Origin of the sequence: Micromonospora pattaloongensis (assembly GCF_900107255.1) — a bacterium.
In the GTDB taxonomy this organism is placed as follows: domain Bacteria; phylum Actinomycetota; class Actinomycetes; order Mycobacteriales; family Micromonosporaceae; genus Micromonospora_I; species Micromonospora_I pattaloongensis.
On sequence record NZ_FNPH01000002.1, the window covers coordinates 524,514 to 541,125 of the forward strand.

At 73.0% G+C, this 16,612-nt stretch carries 14 protein-coding genes; 2 read left to right on the forward strand and 12 right to left on the reverse strand.

Annotation, left to right across the window (positions count from 1 at the left end; all coding sequences use genetic code 11):
• Positions 1 to 63: 63 nt before the first annotated feature.
• The 8 genes from rny to BLW47_RS08340 all read right to left on the reverse strand — a co-directional run bounded on the left by rny (position 64) and on the right by BLW47_RS08340 (position 9,266).
• Positions 64 to 1,845, reverse strand: a complete 1,782-nt coding sequence (gene rny / locus BLW47_RS08305; protein ID WP_091553841.1) for a ribonuclease Y — start codon at positions 1,843 to 1,845, stop codon at positions 64 to 66.
• Between the two features lie 611 nt (positions 1,846 to 2,456).
• Entirely contained in the window at positions 2,457 to 3,143 is a 687-nt protein-coding gene (locus BLW47_RS08310; RefSeq protein WP_091553844.1) for a regulatory protein RecX, read from the reverse strand.
• Between the two features lie 19 nt (positions 3,144 to 3,162).
• Positions 3,163 to 4,209 (reverse strand): recombinase RecA, encoded by a 1,047-nt coding sequence (recA, locus tag BLW47_RS08315; RefSeq protein WP_091553848.1) that lies wholly within the window; start codon positions 4,207 to 4,209, stop codon positions 3,163 to 3,165.
• 203 nt (positions 4,210 to 4,412) lie between these two features.
• Entirely contained in the window at positions 4,413 to 4,613 is a 201-nt protein-coding gene (locus BLW47_RS08320) for a DUF3046 domain-containing protein (protein WP_091553850.1), read from the reverse strand.
• On the reverse strand, positions 4,604 to 5,935 hold the full coding sequence (locus BLW47_RS08325; RefSeq protein ID WP_091553853.1) for an MFS transporter: 1,332 nt from the start codon (positions 5,933 to 5,935) through the stop codon (positions 4,604 to 4,606). The genes BLW47_RS08320 and BLW47_RS08325 overlap by 10 nt, the downstream gene beginning before the upstream one ends.
• 43 nt (positions 5,936 to 5,978) lie before the next feature.
• A complete protein-coding gene (locus BLW47_RS08330; RefSeq protein WP_091554638.1) occupies positions 5,979 to 7,121 on the reverse strand; it encodes an acyl-CoA dehydrogenase family protein in 1,143 nt (380 codons plus the stop codon).
• Positions 7,122 to 7,233: 112 nt separating this feature from the next.
• Entirely contained in the window at positions 7,234 to 7,899 is a 666-nt protein-coding gene (locus tag BLW47_RS08335) for a UdgX family uracil-DNA binding protein (RefSeq protein WP_091553856.1), read from the reverse strand.
• Between the two features lie 29 nt (positions 7,900 to 7,928).
• Complete coding sequence (locus tag BLW47_RS08340; RefSeq protein WP_091553859.1) at positions 7,929 to 9,266, reverse strand: aminotransferase class I/II-fold pyridoxal phosphate-dependent enzyme; 1,338 nt, start codon at positions 9,264 to 9,266, stop codon at positions 7,929 to 7,931.
• A 39-nt stretch (positions 9,267 to 9,305) separates the two neighbouring features.
• On the opposite strand from BLW47_RS08340, the gene BLW47_RS08345 reads away from it, so the two are divergent.
• Entirely contained in the window at positions 9,306 to 10,544 is a 1,239-nt protein-coding gene (locus BLW47_RS08345; protein ID WP_091553863.1) for a bifunctional pyridoxamine 5'-phosphate oxidase family protein/GNAT family N-acetyltransferase, read from the forward strand.
• Between the two features lie 2 nt (positions 10,545 to 10,546).
• Complete coding sequence (leuE, locus tag BLW47_RS08350; RefSeq protein WP_091553866.1) at positions 10,547 to 11,215, forward strand: leucine efflux protein LeuE; 669 nt, start codon at positions 10,547 to 10,549, stop codon at positions 11,213 to 11,215.
• A gap of 63 nt (positions 11,216 to 11,278) precedes the next feature.
• On the opposite strand, the gene BLW47_RS08355 is transcribed toward leuE, so the two are convergent.
• The 4 genes from BLW47_RS08355 to BLW47_RS08370 form a co-directional block, all read right to left on the reverse strand.
• Entirely contained in the window at positions 11,279 to 12,262 is a 984-nt protein-coding gene (locus BLW47_RS08355) for a sporulation protein (RefSeq protein WP_175543549.1), read from the reverse strand.
• A 40-nt stretch (positions 12,263 to 12,302) separates the two neighbouring features.
• A complete protein-coding gene (locus tag BLW47_RS08360; protein ID WP_091553870.1) occupies positions 12,303 to 13,367 on the reverse strand; it encodes a hemolysin family protein in 1,065 nt (354 codons plus the stop codon).
• On the reverse strand, positions 13,364 to 14,695 hold the full coding sequence (locus BLW47_RS08365; protein ID WP_091553874.1) for a hemolysin family protein: 1,332 nt from the start codon (positions 14,693 to 14,695) through the stop codon (positions 13,364 to 13,366). Before BLW47_RS08365 ends, BLW47_RS08360 begins: the two co-directional genes overlap by 4 nt.
• A gap of 240 nt (positions 14,696 to 14,935) precedes the next feature.
• Positions 14,936 to 16,516 carry a M28 family metallopeptidase gene (locus tag BLW47_RS08370; protein WP_425435359.1) on the reverse strand — a complete coding sequence of 527 codons (1,581 nt, stop codon included), beginning with the start codon at positions 16,514 to 16,516 and terminating at the stop codon, positions 14,936 to 14,938.
• Between the last annotated feature and the right edge of the window lie 96 nt (positions 16,517 to 16,612).

Consider the following 16,612-nt stretch of genomic DNA (forward strand, 5'->3'; position numbering starts at 1 on the left):
GCACGACACGTCCGTGTCCGTGCCGCGGATCCCTTGACCGTTTGACGGGTGTCGCGGGCGCGGTCAGCGGGCGATCTCGGTGACGCGGGATTCGCGGACCACCGTCACCCGGATCTGACCCGGATAGGTCAGCTCCTCCTCGATCTGCTTGGCCACGTCGCGGGCCAGCACCGCGGCGCCGATGTCGTCGACGTCCTCCGGTTTCACCATCACCCGGATCTCGCGGCCGGCCTGCATCGCGAAGACCTTCTCGACGCCCGACTTGCCGCCGGCGATCTCCTCGATCCGCTCGAGCCGCTTGACGTACGCCTCCAGGCTCTCCCGGCGCGCGCCCGGCCGACCACCGGAACAGGCGTCCGACGCCTGCGTCAGCACCGCCTCGATGGTTTGCGGCGCAACCTCGTTGTGATGCGCTTCGATGGCGTGCACGACGTCCTCGGACTCGCCGTACTTGCGGGCCAGGTCCGCGCCGATCAGCGCGTGGCTCCCCTCCACCTCGTGGGTCAGCGCCTTGCCGATGTCGTGCAGGAACGCGCAACGCTTGATCGTCGGAATGTCCAGCCGCAGCTCGGCCGCCATCACCCCGGCGATGTGCGCGGTCTCGACGAGATGCTTGAGGACGTTCTGCCCGTACGACGTGCGGTAGCGCAACCGGCCCAGCAGGGTGACCAGCTCGGGGTGGATCTCGGTGATCCCGACGTCGACGAGCGCGTCCTCCGCCGCCCGGTGGCACAACCGCTCGACCTCGTGCTTGGCGGTCTCGAAGACCTCCTCGATCCGGTGCGGGTGGATCCGCCCGTCGAGCACCAGCTTCTCCAGGGTGAGCCGGCCGATCTCCCGCCGCACGGGGTCGAAGCAGGAGAGCAGGACGGCTTCCGGGGTGTCGTCGATGATCAGGTTGACCCCGGTCACGGACTCGAAGGCGCGGATGTTGCGCCCCTCCCGGCCGATGATCCGCCCCTTCATCTCGTCGCCCGGCAGATGCAACACGCTGACCACGCTCTCCGCGGTCTGCTCGCTCGCCACCCGTTGGATGGCGTCCACGACGATGTTCCGGGCCCGCTGCTCGGCCGTGCCGCGCGCGTCCGCCTCGATGTCGCGGACCAGCAACGCCGCCTCCCGCTTCGCCTGGCCCTCGATCGACTCGACCAGCTCCGCCCGGGCCGCGTCGGCGGTCAACCCGGCGATCCGCTCCAGCTCCCGCCGGTGCTGCTCCTCGGCCTCGACGAGCGCCGTCTCCCGCGCGGCAAGGGCGTTCTCCCGCTCCGTCAGCGTCGCGGCGGCGGCGCTCAGCCGCCGCTCGCGGGCGGCGAGCCGCTCCACCTCCTCGCTGTGCTGCCGCTCCCGCTCGTCCATCCGCTGGGCGCGCCGCTCGATCTCGGCGGCCTGCTCCTTGACGGTCGTCGACAGCAGCGCGATCTCCCGCTCGCCGCTGCGCCGCGCCGCCGTCCGGACCTGCTCGGCATCCGCCTCGGCCTGTCGGTGCGCCCGCTCCAGCACGGTGTCGGCCTCGGCCCGGGCCGCGTCGAGCACCCGGCGCGCCTCCGCCCGCGCCGCGCTCGCCTCCGCCTTGGCCGCGGCGGCGTCGGTGCGGGCCGCCGCGGCGGCCGCCTTGGCCTGCTCCACGGCCGAGGACGCCTCGTCCGCGGCGGTGCGCAGCGCCGCGAGGGACTGCTCCTGCCGGTCCTTGGCCGCGACGAACGCGGGATCCTCCTCGACCACATCGGCGGCGGTGCGGACCACACCGATCCGGCGCAGCATCCGCGCGCCGAGGGCCAGGGCCACGAGCACGAGGACCGCGAGCCCGACGACCGCGGCGATCAGCGCCCACTCCAGTCCGGTCATGCCGGTGCCCCACAGCGGCGGAGCACGGTGATGAACTCTCGACGCTCGGTCATGGCCGTCTCCCCTCCACCGTCCAACGCCGGAGAGTTCTGCCCTCCTGCTACCCACCCTGCGGCTGTTGAGACGCCCGACCGGGGCGGCTGACGGTACGCGTCACCGAACGCGCCGCCGGCGTCGTCGGCGTACGAGCAGACCGACGGCGGTCGGCGGTATCGCTGTCGCCACCGGGGCCGGCCTGTCCGGTAACGACCAATGTGGCCGGTGAGCTGCGCCAAAGTGTTGCTGTACTGTTACGCGATCTATGTTGTGCGCTTAGCCTGCGGTGGTCGGACATTCTCGTTGTACGCGAGGCTAGGTTGCGGGGGGCCGTTCGGTCAAGGACTCATGATCCGGCAGCAGTCGGGACGATCGGCACGGGAAAACACACTCCCAGGTCACAGCCGGTACGGCCGCTCCGAGGTCGTGATGGACCTCCCATGGTCGACATATCGCGGGCCGCCGGACGCCCGAAGTCCGATCCCGTGGTCCCCAATGGATCATGCTCCGCGCGCCGCCTCCACACCGCGACGTTACCGGTCCCGACCCCGCCGTCCCGCGAAGATCGACACGCCTCAGGCGCGGCCGTCGTCGGCGGCCTCCGCGAGCGTGTCCTCGTCGATCTGGTCGGCGAACTCGGCCGCCTCGGCGCTCTGCGCGGCCAGCGCGTCCTTGACCGCCCGGATCGCCACCCCCGGCGAATAGCCCTTGCGGGCCAGCATCCCGACGAGCCGCCGGAACACGGCGTCTGGGGCGCCGGTGGTCGTGCGTAGCTTCCGATCCACCAGGGCGCGCGCGGTCGCCGCCTCGGTCGTCTCGTCCAGCTCCTCCAACGCCGCACCGGCGGTGTCCGCGTCGACGCCGCGCTGCCGCAGCTCGTTCGCGAGCGCCCGCCGCGCCAGGCCACGGCCGTGGTGCCGGCTCACGATCCACGCGCGGGCGAACGCCGCGTCGTCGATCATGCCGACTTCGTCGTAGCGGTCGAGCACCGCCAGGGCCGTCTCCTCGGAGATCCCCCGCCGGCTCAGCGCGCCCGCCAACTCCGCCCGCGTGCGCGGACGCACGGCGAGCTGGCGCAGGCAGATCTCCCGCGCCAGCTCCGCTTCGTCGCGCGGCTTCTCCGGCTCACGCCCCGCCGAACCGCCGGGGTCCTCTCCGGCCTCCGACGGACGCCGTCCCCGCCCGCGCCGTGCCACGCCGGCATCACGGGACGGGGCCGCGTCCCAGCCCCGCCCCGAACGCGCTCCGCGCCGTCCCGCCATCGATCAGGCCGCGGTCGCCTCAGAAGTCCACCGGCGGCAGCTCGGGCCCACCGGCCGCGTCGCTGGCGCCCGAGCCGACACCGAGCTTCTCGAGGATCTTCTTCTCGATCTCGGCGGCCACGTCCGGGTTCTCCTTCAGGAACTCCCGGGCCTTCTCCTTGCCCTGGCCGAGCTGGTCGCCGTCGTACGTGTACCAGGCGCCGGACTTGCGGATGATGCTCTGCTCGACGCCGACGTCGATCAGCGAGCCCTCCCGCGAGATGCCCTTGCCGTACATGATGTCGAACTCGGCCTGCTTGAACGGCGCCGCGACCTTGTTCTTCACGACCTTGACGCGGGTGCGGTTACCGACCACGTCGGTGCCGTCCTTCAGCGCCTCGATGCGACGCACGTCGAGCCGGACCGAGGCGTAGAACTTCAGCGCCCGACCACCGGTCGTGGTCTCGGGGCTGCCGAACATGACGCCGATCTTCTCGCGAAGCTGGTTGATGAAGATCGCGGTCGTCCCGGTGTTGTTGAGCACACCCGTGATCTTCCGCAGCGCCTGGCTCATCAGCCGCGCCTGCAGACCCACGTGGCTGTCACCCATCTCGCCCTCGATCTCGGCGCGCGGCACCAGCGCGGCGACCGAGTCGATGACGATGATGTCCAGCGCGCCGGAGCGGATCAGCATGTCCGCGATCTCCAGCGCCTGCTCACCGGTGTCGGGCTGCGAGACCAGCATCGAGTCGGTGTCGACGCCGAGCGCCTTGGCGTACTCCGGGTCGAGCGCGTGCTCGGCGTCGATGAACGCCGCGATGCCGCCGGCGCGCTGCGCGTTGGCGACCGCGTGCAACGCGACCGTGGTCTTACCGCTGGACTCCGGGCCGTAGACCTCGATCACACGGCCGCGGGGCAGGCCGCCCACGCCGAGCGCCACGTCGAGCGCGATGGAGCCGGTCGGGATGACGGCGGTCTGCACGACCGGCCGCTCCCCCAGCCGCATCACGGAGCCCTTGCCGAACTGCTTGTCGATCTGCGCGAGAGCGAGGTCGAGCGCCTTCTCCCGGTCAGGCCCTGCCGCCATTGCTGCCACCCCTACATTCGCCGACTTCGCGGGCGTCTTCGCTGAACTTCTCGTCACGCGGACACGCTAGGCGCTGGGTCCGACAGAAAACAGCCGACGGGCCGTGAGCTGTGGACAAGCACCACCGTGTGGACAATAGCCGAACAGGTGTACGACGCGGCAAGCCAACACGCCAGAACAAGCGTACGAATGTCGGGGGCGCCTCAGCGCAGCCGGGACGGCACCCGGTCCGGGTACGCGGCGACCACCGCGCGCCAGACGACCACGGTCTCCTCGCCGGCGTCGAGCGCCTGCTGGATCGTGCGGCCGCCGAGCTGCGGCAGCACCTGGTCGGCGGCGATGCTCTCGGCGTACCCGCGTCCGAACGCCTGCTCCAGCCGCGTCCAGAAGTCCGTCAGCCGCACTTTTCCACCCCTCGGTCCCCTGCCGTCGTCGGCGGCTTTGCGGCCGGCGGCCGCGACGTAACCGACAACGGCGGCAACGCTAGCGCCAGCAGCGGCACGGTGGCGATCGCCGCGAGCAGGTTGAGCACGGAATATCCGGCCCATAGGACGATAAACCCACTGAGCGCCCCGGCCGCCGCGCCGGCGAGCCCCATCGTCAGGTCGGACAGGCCCTGCACGGCGGGGCGCAGCCCGACCGGGACCGACTCCGACAGCAGCGTCGACCCCGCGACCATCGTGGCGGACCAGCCCAGGCCGAGCAGTACGAGCCCCACCGAGATCCGCGTCACGTCGTGGCCGGCAGTGCCGGCGACACCGCACGCGGCGAGCAGCAGGCCCACCCCACCGAGGATGACCGCACGGCGACCCAGCCGGTCGGTGAGCCAGCCGACCAGCGGCGCCAGCGCGTACATCCCGGCGATGTGCAGGCTCAGCACGATCCCGACGACGCGCAGCACGTCGCCGCCGTGCCGCTGATCGAGGTGGACCGGTGTCATCGCCATCACCCCGACCATCACGAGGTGGCCGACGGCCACGGCGGCGACGCCGAGCCGGGCGGCGGGGCGGCCGGCCACGGCCCGTACCGCCGCTGTCAGGCCGTGGGGCGCGGCGGCGACCGGCGCGGTCAACGCCGCGGCGCGACGCGCGGTGAGCAGCGGGTCCGGGCGAAGGAAGAGCTGCAGTGCGCCGGCGGCGACGACGAACGCGACGGCGCTGAACGCGAACGGCCCGGCCAACGGCGGCAGGCCGAATCGGTGCAGGGCGGTGTCGGCGAGCGGGGCGAGCGGCGGCGCGGCGACCGCGCCGAGGGTGGTCGCCCAGACGATCAGCGACAGCTGTCGACCGCGGCGGGCGGGTTCGGCCAGGTCGACGGCCGCGTACCGGGCCTGCAGGTTGGCGGTCGTGCCGCCGCCGAGCAGCAGCATCCCGAGGAAGAGCAGCGGCACCCACCGGGTGACGGTGGCGGCGACCACCAGCGCGGCGCCCGCGGCCCCGACGAGGTACGCCAGGGCGAGTCCGGGCCGGCGGCCCCGGCGGTTCATCACCGCGGTGACCGGGACGGCGAGCAGCGCGGCACCGACCACGGCGGCGCTCTGGGCCAGCCCGGACAGCCCGGTGCCGACGAGCCGGGAGGTGAGCAGCGCGCCGACCGAGACCGCGATGGTGGTGCCGATCCCGCCGACGATCTGGGTGCCGAAGAGCAGCGGGAGCGTACGCCGCTGCACGCGGGCACGCTCGGCGGTGACGCTGTCGGGGCCGGGCGCCGTGAGGTACGAGGTCATGTGGAATGGTCCTTGATCGGCGCGCCGGGCGTGCGGCGGCGGGTCATACGCCGAGGCTGCGGCCGATGATCTCTTTCATGATCTCGGTGGTGCCGCCGTAGATGGTCTGGACGCGGCTGTCCAGCCACGCCTTCGCCACCGGGTATTCGAGCATGTAGCCGTAGCCGCCGTGCAGCTGCACGCAGCGGTCGGCGACCTTGTTCTGCAGCTCGGTCGTCCACCACTTCGCCTTCGCCGCGTCGACCACGGACAGCCGCCCCGCGTCGAACTCGCGGACGCAGTGGTTGACGAAGGTGCGGGCGATGGTGATCTCGGTGTCGAGCTCGGCGAGCAGGAAGCGGTTGTGCTGGAACGCGCCGATCGGCCGGCCGAACGCCTCCCGCGACCGGGCGTGGTCGAGCGTGATCGCCAGCAGCCGTTCGGCGACCGCCACCGCGGCGACGGCGATGCTGAGCCGCTCGCGGGGCAGGTTCGCCATCAGGTGGTAGAAGCCGTGGTTCTCGGCGCCGAGCAGGTTCTCGGCGGGGACCCGGCAGTCGTCGAAGAAGAGCTCGGCGGTGTCGTTGGCCTTCAGCCCCACCTTCTGCAACCGGCGCCCGCGGGTAAACCCGGGGGTGTCCCGTTCGACGGCGATCAGGCTGACGCCGTGCGCCCCCTGGTCCGGCGCGGTCTTCGCCACCACGATCACCAGGTCGGCCATCTCGCCGTTCGTGATGAACGTCTTCTGTCCGTTGAGGACGTACGAGTCGCCGTCCCGGACCGCCGTCGTACGCACCCCGGCGAGGTCGGAGCCGGCGCCGGGCTCGCTCATCGCGATCGCGGTCACCAGGTCGCCGGAGCAGAAACCGGGCAGCCACCGCTTGCGCTGGTCCTCGGTCGTCAACTCCGTCAAGTACGGGGCGACGACGTCGTTGTGCAGCCCGAAGCCGAGCCCGGAGCAGCCGGCCGCGACGACCTCCTCGGCCAGCACCGCGTGGAACCGGAAGTCGCGCTGGCCGCCGCCGCCGTACTCCTCGGCCACGTCCATGCCGAGCAGCCCAGCCGCGCCGGCCCTGCGCCACACCTCGCGGTCGACGATCCCCTCGGCCTCCCAGCGCTCGTGGTGCGGCGCGGCCTCGCGGGCCAGGAACTCCCGGCACAGGGCTCGGAACTCCTCGTGTACGGGCTCGTAGAGGTGCTGCTGCATGGCCGTCAGTCTGCCCCGATCGCCGCCGCGACCCCAAGCGCGCGCGCCGATCAGCCGGCCGTCCACCCGCGACGGTCGCCACCGGTCCGGTCGCGGCGATCCCCGCGGCGCCTCAGCCGGCGAGCAGCCGCGCGGCCACGGTGAGATCCGCGACCAGCCCGTTGTAGGCGGCCTCGCGGTCGTCGGCGCGCAGCACCGCGGACGGGTGGATGGTGGCGAGCGCCTGCGCCGGCCCGATCGGGAAGTCCCGGGCGCGCTGCGCCGAGTCGGGCCAGGGCATCAGCACGCCGCGCGACTGCGTCACCCGGAACGACGGGCCGAGCAGCGCCTTGGCCGCGGTCGCGCCCAGCACCACGATCACCTCCGGGCGCAGCAGCGCGAACTCGGCGACCAGCCACGGCCGGCAGGCCACGATGTGCACCCGGTCCGGGGTCTGGTGGATCCGGCGCTTGCCGCGCAGCTCGAAACGGAAGTGCTTGACCGCATTGGTGAGGTAGATCTGCCCGGGGTCGATCCCGGCGTCGTCGACGGCCCGGCGCAGCAGCCGCCCGGCCGGCCCGACGAACGGCAACCCCTGCTGGTCCTCCACGTCGCCCGGCTGTTCGCCGACCATCACCACCCGCGCGTTGACGTCGCCCCGGCCGAAGACGACCTGCGTGGCGTCCTCGTGCAGCTCGCAACCGCGGCAGCCGGGTGCGGCGGCGCGCAGGTCGTCGAGGCGCGCGGTGTCGGACGGGATGAACCGCTGCGCCCCCGGCGGGGTTTCGGTCTCGGCCATGGAAGAAGTTCTACCCCCTACCGCGGGGTTCACGCGCTGAAGGCCCCCGGTGCGGCGCCCCGGACGGCCGCGGCGACCGCCTCGGCCAGCGGCTCGACCTGTTCGTCGGCGAGCGGGCTCACCGTGATCCGGATGCCGGGGGCGGAGCCGAGCCGGTACAGCGCGCCGGGCGCGACCGCGTACCGGGCGTCCCGCAGGGCCGTCACGGCCTGCGTCTCGTCGCGAACCGGCACCCAGACGTTGATCCCGGTGCGGCCGTGGCTGGGCACCCCGCGCGCGGCCAGCGCCGCGCGCAGCGCGGCGCGCCGCCGGTCGTAGCTCTCCCGCGCCGCGGCCACCGCCGCGCCGGTCGCCGGGTCCCGCCAGAGCGCCAGCACGAGGCGTTGCAGCAGCGTGGAGACCCAGCCGGTGCCGACCCGCATCCGCCCGGCGACCCGCGCCACCGTGGCGTCGTCGCCGGCGAGGACTGCCAGGCGCAGGTCGGGGCCGTAGGGCTTGCTGGCCGAGCGGAGGAACGCCCAGCTGGCGGTCGCGCCGGCCAGACAGTGCAGGGGTACGGAGGACAGCTCGGCGGCGTGGTCGTCCTCGATCAGCAGCAGCTCGGGGTGCGCGGCGAGCGCCGATCGCAGCGCGCCGGCGCGGGCGGCGGTCACGGCCGCCCCGGTCGGGTTGTGCGCCCGGCTGGTCACCACGAGGGCGCGGGCCCCGGCCGCGAGCGCCGCGAGCAGCCCCTCGACGCGCGGGCCCTCGTCGTCGACCGGCACCGGCACCGGTTCCAGCCCGAGCGCGGCGACCAGGTCGAGCAGGTTGGCCCAGCCGGGGTCCTCGACCGCGACCTTGTCGCCGGAGCGCAGCGCGGCGGCGAGCAACCGTTCGATGCCGTCGAGCGCGCCGGCCGTGAGGGTGATCGCGTCGGCGGGCACGCCGTCGGCGGCGAGCCGCTGTCGGGCCAGCGCGGCCAGCTCGGGCAGCACGCCGTCGTGGTCGTAGCCGACCGGGGCGGCCGCACCGGCGATCGCGGCCAGGTGCGGCCCGACCGGGGGCAGCAGCCGCTCGTCGGGGCTGCCGCCGGAGAGGTCGAGACCCCCGGCGGGGGCGGCCGGGCGCAGCGCGGAGCGGAGCGCGGCGACGGGCGGGCGGTGCCGGACCCGGGTGCCGTTGCGGCCGGCGGTCTCCACCACGCCGCGCTGCCGTAGCGCCTGGTATGCCTTCGCGACGGTCGCGGGGCTGACCCCCAGCTGCTCGGCGAGCGCCCGGACGGCGGGGAGCGGGGCGCCCGCCGGGAACGCGTCCGTGCGCACCCCCGCCTCGATGCTGGCCGAAATCTCCAGCGCCGTCGTTCCGACGATCTGATAATGTGCTGCCACAGTTTAGAAATTATACTAGGACAAAGGTCGGGTGTCGAGATGTACGCGAAGACCGAGCGGACCACGGCCCTGCGCGACCGGGGGCGGATCGACTACGAGCGGGCGACCGCGCACGCGATCCTCGACGAGGCGTACCACTGCGCGTTCGGATTCACCGTCGACGGGGAGCCGCGGGTGCTGCCCACGCTGCACGTCCGGGTCGGCGAGACGCTCTACCTGCACGGCTCCACCGGCAGCCGCCCCTTGCTCGCCGCCCGGCAGCCCCTGCCGGTCTGTGTCACCGTCACACTGCTGGACGGCCTCGTCTACGGCCGCTCGCAGTTCCACCACAGCGCCAACTACCGGTCGGTCATCGCGCACGGCACCGCCCGGCTGGTCACCGACGAGGCCGAGAAACGGGCCGCGCTCACCGCGCTGGTCGAGAAGGTGGGGCACGGCCGGGCCGCCGACAGCCGCCCGCCGACCCCGAGGGAGTACGCGCAGACCGCCGTTCTGGCGCTGCCGCTGCACGAGGTCTCGGTCAGGGCGCGCGTCGGCGGAGTGATCGACGAGCCCAGGGATTACACGCTGCCGCACTGGGCCGGGGTCGTACCGCTGCGCCTGGTGCCCGGCGTCCCCGAGCCGGACGCCGGCGTCACCGCCCCGCTCCCCGACTACCTGCGCCCCGCCCGGTCGCCGTGGCTGACCGCGGCCCCGCTCGCCGGCGAGCACGTGGTGCTGGAGCCGCTGGATATGTCACACGTCGACGGCCTGTACGCCGCGACGCGCGACCCGGAGGTCTGGCGGCACCTCACGGCTCCGCAGCCCCGCGACCGCGACGACATGGCGGCGGTGGTGGCCGGGGCGCTGCGGGCGGCGCACCGCGACGAGCGGGTGCCGTGGGTGCAGCGGTGCGCGGCGACCGGCGAGGTGATCGGCACGACGTCGTACTACGAGGTCAGCGAGGCGAACCGGACGGTGGCGGTCGGGCACACCTTCCTCGGCCGGCCGTGGTGGCGCACCGGGGTGAACACCGAGGCCAAGCTGCTGCTGCTCGGCCGGGCCTTCGAGCAGCTGGGGGCGGTGCGGGTGGTCTGGCACACCGACCTGCGCAACGAGCGCTCGCAGCGGGCGATCGAGCGGCTCGGCGCGTCCCGCGAGGGGGTGCTGCGGATGCACCGGCAACGGCCGGACGGGTCGTGGCGGGACACGGTGCAGTACGCCATGCTCGCCGACGAGTGGCCGACGGCACAGCTCAGACTGCGAAAAAGGCTTCACGCCGACGGCGCGGTGGCGTAACGATGTCTCCTGTGCTGGGGATCACCGACTTCTGGACCTACGTGGTGGGCACCGCCGCGATCATTCTGCTGCCCGGGCCGAACTCGCTGCTCGTGCTCTCGACCGCCGCGCGCCGCGGCGTGCGGGCCGGCTACCAGGCGGCCGCCGGGGTGTTCGTCGGCGACGCCGTGCTGATGGTGTTCTCCGCGGCCGGAGTGGCGTCGCTACTCAAGGCGTACCCGCCGCTCTTCATGGTGATCAAGTACGCGGGCGCGGCGTACCTGGGCTATGTGGGGTTCGGCATGCTGCGGGGCGCCTGGCGGCGCTGGCGCGACCGCAACGACCCCGCCAGCCCGCGCCTGATCGACGCCGCGGAGCCGGCGGCGCTGCGCAACCCGTTCCGGCGCGCCGCCGTGATCAGCCTGCTCAACCCGAAGGCGATTCTCTTCTTCATCTCCTTCTTCATCCAGTTCGTCGACCCGGACTACGCGTATCCCGCGCTGTCGTTCCTGGTGCTCGGCGCGGTCGTGCAGCTGTTCAGCGCGATCTACCTGTCGGTGCTGATCTTCTCCGGCACCTACCTGGCGATGCAGTTCCGCCGACGCCGGCGGCTGGCCGCCGCCGCCACGACCGGGATCGGCGCCCTCTTCCTCGGCTTCAGCCTCAAGCTCGCCACCGCCAGCATCAGTTGAAAGGCAGGGGCCCCTCGTCATCGCTCTTCGCGTGACGAGGGGCCCTGTCCAACGCCGTATGCGTTACTCGCCGAAGTCGCCGAAGTCCCCACCGTCGCCACCGTCGAACATGTCGTCCATCGCGGCGCCGAGCATCATGCCGCCGAGCAGACCGCCGGCCGCGCCGGCCACCACCCCGCCGGCGCCCATGCCCCGGCCACGGTGCATGCCCGGGTGCACACCCGGCATGCCGGGGCCGTACCCGTGGCTGGTCCGGAAGCTGGCGTAGCGGTCGCTGGCCTGGCGCACCCAGCCGTCCACCACGGCGGTCCAGTCGGTGGAGTCCACGGACGCGTGGTCGACCCGGAACCGGCCGTAGCTGTCCTGGCCCGGCACGAAGAACCCACCGCGCTTGTCGAACTCCAGGATCACGTCGACGCCGTGCGGGTCGGTCACGAAGGTCACCTCGACCTCGTTGATCCCGTTGGCGTACTGCGGCGCCGGCCAGAACTCGATCTCCTGGTAGAACGGCAACGTCTGGTGTACGCCGTGGATCCGGCCGCGCTCCAGGTCGGCGTTCTTGAACCGGAAGCCGAGCCGGTTGAAGGCGTCGAGGATGCGCTCCTGGGCCGGCAGCGGGTGCACGGCGATCGGGTCAAGGTCACCCTTGTCGACCGCCTTCGCCACCGCGAGCTCGGTACGCAGCCCCATGGTCATGCCGTGCAGCCGCTGGCCGTAGACGTCGGTGATCGGCGTCTCCCACGGGATCGGGAAGCTGAACGGGATCTGCCGCCGCTCCCCCGCCGCGAGCGCGAACGAGCCGGCCACCGGCACCCGGTGGAACTCGACCGTGCTGTTGTACTCGCTGTCGCCGCTCTCCGTCTCGACCCGGGTGACCAGGCCGAGCGCGACGTGCTCGATGACCACGTCGTGGTCGCCGCCGACGATGTTCACCTGGCCGTCGAGCGCCAGCCCGGGCCGGGTGTTGGGGTTGGTCAGGACGGTGTCGACGGACGGCCCGCCCACGCCGAACGCCCGCATCATCTTCTTGAACACCACGCTGGTCATCCTCCTGTCGTCTGGTGGTCGCTCTGCCGATGGTGATCGGTCACCGCAACCGCCGACCGCGCGGAACGGGGTCGGTCTCGTCGTCGAACTCGCCGATGACCTCTTCGAGCAGGTCCTCGAGCGCCACGAAGCCCACGGGCCGGCCGACGCCGGCGCCGTTGGACACCAGGGCGAGCTGGGCCCGGTCGGCCCGCATCGCGGCGACGCCCTCGGTCACCGTCGCGGTCACCGGGATCGTGAACGCCCCGCTCATCAACTCGCCGGCCGTCAGCGGACGGCCCAGCGTCGCGGCCCGCACCGCCTCCCGCACGTGCACCACGCCGACCAGCGTGCCGGCGTCGTCGACGACGCCGAGCCGGGAACGCCCGCTGTCGCGCGACAGCGCCTCGATCCGCCCCGCGCCGTCGGTCGTCCGGACCGAGACCAGCCGGTCGATCGGCTCCATGATGTCGCCAACCGTGGTGCGCTGCAGCTGCAGCATGCTGGCCAGCATCTCGTGCTGGTCGGCGGGGAGCAGACCGTGCTCGTGCGACGCCTCCAGCAGCATCCGCAGCTCCTCGGGGCCGTGCACCTGTGCCAGTTGCTCCTGCGGCTGCACCTTGAACAGCCGCAGGGTGGCGTTGGCCAGGGCGTTGAGCGCGAAGAGCATGGGTCGCGCCACCCGGGCGAAGGCTCGGAACGGCAGGGCGAGCAGCAGCGCGGAGCGCTCGGGGTCGGTGATCGCCCACGACTTCGGGGCCATCTCCCCGACCACCAGGTGCAGGAAGACCACCACGACCAGCGCGAACACGAACGCGATCACGTGGCTGGCGGCGCTGGGCAGGCCCACCCCGGTCAACAGCGGGCCGAGCAGGTGCTCGATCGCCGGCTCGGCGAGCGCGCCGAGCCCCAGGGTGCAGACCGTGATGCCGAGCTGTGCGCCGGCGAGCATGAGCGACAGCTCACGGGAGCCCTCGAGCGCGGCGCGCGCGGCACGGCTGCCCGAGGTTGCCGCCTGTTCCAGCCGGTAGCGCTTGCTCGCCACCAGCGCGAACTCCGCCGCCACGAAGAAGCCGTTGAGCGCGAGGAGCACGACGGAGACCAGCAGTGCGGTGCCGCTGCTCACGCGACCACCTCCACCCGGACCGAGCCGGCGACGTGCCGGTCGACCGAGAGCACCTGGATCAGCGCGCGCGGCACGGCGTCCCCGTCGAGCTGGCCGTCGCCGATCTCCACCGAGATCCGGTCGCCGACCTGCGGCACCCGGCCGAGCTCGCGCATGACCAACCCGGAGAGCGTGTCGTACTCGGGCGCCTCGGGCAGCGCGATGCCGGTCGTGTCGGCCACCTCGTCGATGCGCCAGCGCGCCGGGACCAGCCACGACCCGTCCTCCTGACGGGCCGGCGCCGGCTCCGGCGGGTCGTCCTCGTCGCGGATCGGGCCGACCAGCTCCTCGGCGATGTCCTCCAGCGTGATCACGCCGGCGAACCCGCCGTACTCGTCGACCACGCAGGCGAGCTGGCGGTGGCCCTTGCGCAGCCGGTCGAGGACCGCCGGCAGCGCCAGGGTGGTGGGCACCAGCAACGGCGTCGTCATCACCGAGCCCACCAGGGTGGTGCCGCGCTCGGCCGGGGGTACGCCGAGCACGTCGGCGATGCCGGCCACGCCGACCACGTCGTCCACGCCGTCGGTGCCGATCACGGGGAAGCGGGAGTGCCCGGTGTCGAGCAGCTCGACCAGCCGGGTCAGCGGCTCGTCGGCGCGCACGGTGTGCACGTCGACCCGCGGCACCATCACCTCGTCGGCGCTGAGCTCGCGGAAGTCCAGGCCCCGGTCGAGCAGGTCGGACATCTCGGTGTCGAGATGCCCCTCCTCGCGCGACTCGGCGATGATCTGCCCCAGGTCCTCGGCGGTGGCGCCGCTCGGCAGCTCCTCGATCGGCTCGATGCCGACGCGGCGCAGCAGCCGGGTGGCGGCCCGGTCGAACATCCGGATCACCGGGCCGGCGACCGTCAGGTAGATGAGGGTGGTGCGGCTCAGCGCCCGGGCCAGCGGCTCGGGCCGGGCGATGGCGAGGTTCTTCGGCGCGAGCTCGCCGAGCACCATCTGCACGACCGTCGAGATCACCAGCGCGAGCACGACCGACAGCGGCAGGCTCACCGCGTCGGAGACCCCGGCCAGGCCGAACAGGTCGGCGAGGCCGGCGCCGAGGAACGGCTCCGCCACGTAGCCGACGAGCAGGGCGGTGACGGTGATGCCGAGCTGCGCGCCGGAGAGCATGAACGACAGCCGGCCGGTGACGGCGAGCGCGCGTTCCGCGGCGACGTCCCCCTCGTCGGCGAGCTTGCGCAGCTTGCCGCGGTCGACCGCGACGTAGCCGAACTCCTGAGCGACGAAGTAGCCGGTCGCCACCGTGAGCAGGATGATCATGGAGAGACCGAACAGGATCAACACGGGCGATTCAGCGCTCCGCGGATCGGGGCTCGGTGCGGACGGGGCCGGGTCTTACCCGGCCGACTACTGCTGCCCTCCCGGGCAGGAGTGGAAATCATGGCGGGATTCTATCCGCCGACGCTGTAAAATTCCTGAAAGACGGTACGACAGCATCGCGCCGCGTCCATGTGGGCGGCCCGGCGACCGATCCGGCCCGCGCGGCTGCGCCGGGATGCGGAGCGGACCGGTCCACCGTACACCTCAGGATTGTGTGATCTTGATATCGTCCACGGCCGCCTCGACGAGGCTGGCCGTCCCGGCGTCGGCGGCGTCGGCGGCGTCGACGACGATCCGGACGGTCTGCCCGGCGTGCCCCGAGATGTCCGCGCTGGCCGACTGCCACGCCGCGGCCCGGTCCGACGCGGCGCCCAACTGGTTGAGCACCGTCGTCGTGGTCGTGCCCACCACGCGCACCCGCAGGTAGTCGGCGCTGGTCGCGTTGTTGAGGTGGGCCAGGTACCAGGAGAACGAGAGCGTCAGGACGCCGCCGGCGGGCAGGGTGATCGCCGGGGACCGGATGCTGCTGACCCCGCCGTCCAGGTCGTTCTCGCCGGCGCTGGCCCCGGCCGCCGCCCCGGTCACCAGGTCGTAGCTGCCGCTCACCGTCGTGCCGAGCTGGGTCGCGATCCCCGAACTGGTCGCCGCGGGGTCGCCGCGCTCCCACCGGCCGAGGGTCGCGGTGTCCGTGCCGGAGGGGTTGGCGGTCCAGCCGGTCGCGGTCTCGAAGGTGTCGCTGTAGACGGTGCTGCCCGACGGGGGCGCACCGGAGAGGTTCCAGACCGCGTACGCGATCGCGTCCGCGTTACGGTTCAGCGCGGTGTCGTTGATGTTCGCCGTCGTGTCGCAGGACCGGTGGTAGCAGGAGTCGAAGGCGGCCCCCGCCGTGCCGCCCCAGAGCGAGGCCTGACTGCTCGACTTGGTCCCCTCGGCGCCGGTGAAGGTGCCACCGGCCGGGATGCCCACCCCGATGAACGGGCCGTAGTCGCTGCGGCCGTCGAAGTCGGTGCCGCGGGTGGGCACGCCGATCGAGGTGAAGTACGCCTGCAGCGTCTGCTCGATCTGCGCCGAACCGGCCGGCCCCGGACCCGCTCCCGTCCCGTCGGAGTTGTCGCCGTCGTACACGAAGTAGCCGGCGTTCGGCGAGCCGACCATGTCGAAGTTCAGATATCCCTTGATCTTCGTGCGCTCCGCGGCCGGCAGGGTGTTGACGTAGTGCGTCGACCCGCGAAGCCCCAGCTCCTCCGCACCCCACCAGCCGAACCGCAGGTGGCGGCCGGGCTGGTAGCCGGTGCGCGCCACCGCGAGCGCCACCTCGAGGATCGCCGCGGAGCCCGAGCCGTTGTCGTTGATGCCGGGCCCGGCGGTGACGCTGTCCAGGTGCGCGCCGGTCATCAGCACGTTGTTCGGATCGCCGCCCGGCCAGTCCGCGATGAGGTTGTAGCCGGTGGCGCCGTTGTAGCTGAACGACTGGACGGTTGTCGTGTAGCCCACCGCGTCGAGCTGCGCCTTCACGTAGTTCACCGAGGCCAGGTAGCCGGGGCGGCCGTGCGCCCGGTTGCCGCCGTTCGCGGTGGCAATCGACTGGAACTGGCTCAGGTGCGCCCTGACGTTGGCCAGCGCGATGTCCGGCGGGGCGGCGAGGGCCGCCACGCCGTGCGCGACCGGCGCGGCGACTCCGATCGGCGCCGCCGGCGCGGCCGCGGCGGCCGGCGTCACGGCGGCCGCCGGCATCGCGGCGGCCAGGAGCGTGGCCCAGACGGCCGCGGATAGACGGGATGTCACATGTCCTCCCCTGGGGGTTTGGGGGCTGATCCGGCGGCGCCGGTGGGCGCGGACCGGAGCGTCCGCCGCGGACGCGGCGGACGCTCCCCGCAGGGT

Bases quoted from the DNA above. Each gene is read 5' to 3' on its own strand.
- rny (WP_091553841.1), bottom strand. From the start codon at position 1,845: ATGACCGGACTGGAGTGGGCGCTGATCGCCGCGGTCGTCGGGCTCGCG.
- BLW47_RS08310 (WP_091553844.1), bottom strand. From the start codon at position 3,143: ATGGCGGGACGGCGCGGAGCGCGTTCGGGGCGGGGCTGGGACGCGGCC.
- recA (WP_091553848.1), bottom strand. From the start codon at position 4,209: ATGGCGGCAGGGCCTGACCGGGAGAAGGCGCTCGACCTCGCTCTCGCG.
- BLW47_RS08325 (WP_091553853.1), bottom strand. From the start codon at position 5,935: ATGACCTCGTACCTCACGGCGCCCGGCCCCGACAGCGTCACCGCCGAG.
- BLW47_RS08330 (WP_091554638.1), bottom strand. From the start codon at position 7,121: ATGCAGCAGCACCTCTACGAGCCCGTACACGAGGAGTTCCGAGCCCTG.
- BLW47_RS08335 (WP_091553856.1), bottom strand. From the start codon at position 7,899: ATGGCCGAGACCGAAACCCCGCCGGGGGCGCAGCGGTTCATCCCGTCC.
- BLW47_RS08345 (WP_091553863.1), top strand. From the start codon at position 9,306: ATGTACGCGAAGACCGAGCGGACCACGGCCCTGCGCGACCGGGGGCGG.
- leuE (WP_091553866.1), top strand. From the start codon at position 10,547: ATGTCTCCTGTGCTGGGGATCACCGACTTCTGGACCTACGTGGTGGGC.
- BLW47_RS08355 (WP_175543549.1), bottom strand. From the start codon at position 12,262: ATGACCAGCGTGGTGTTCAAGAAGATGATGCGGGCGTTCGGCGTGGGC.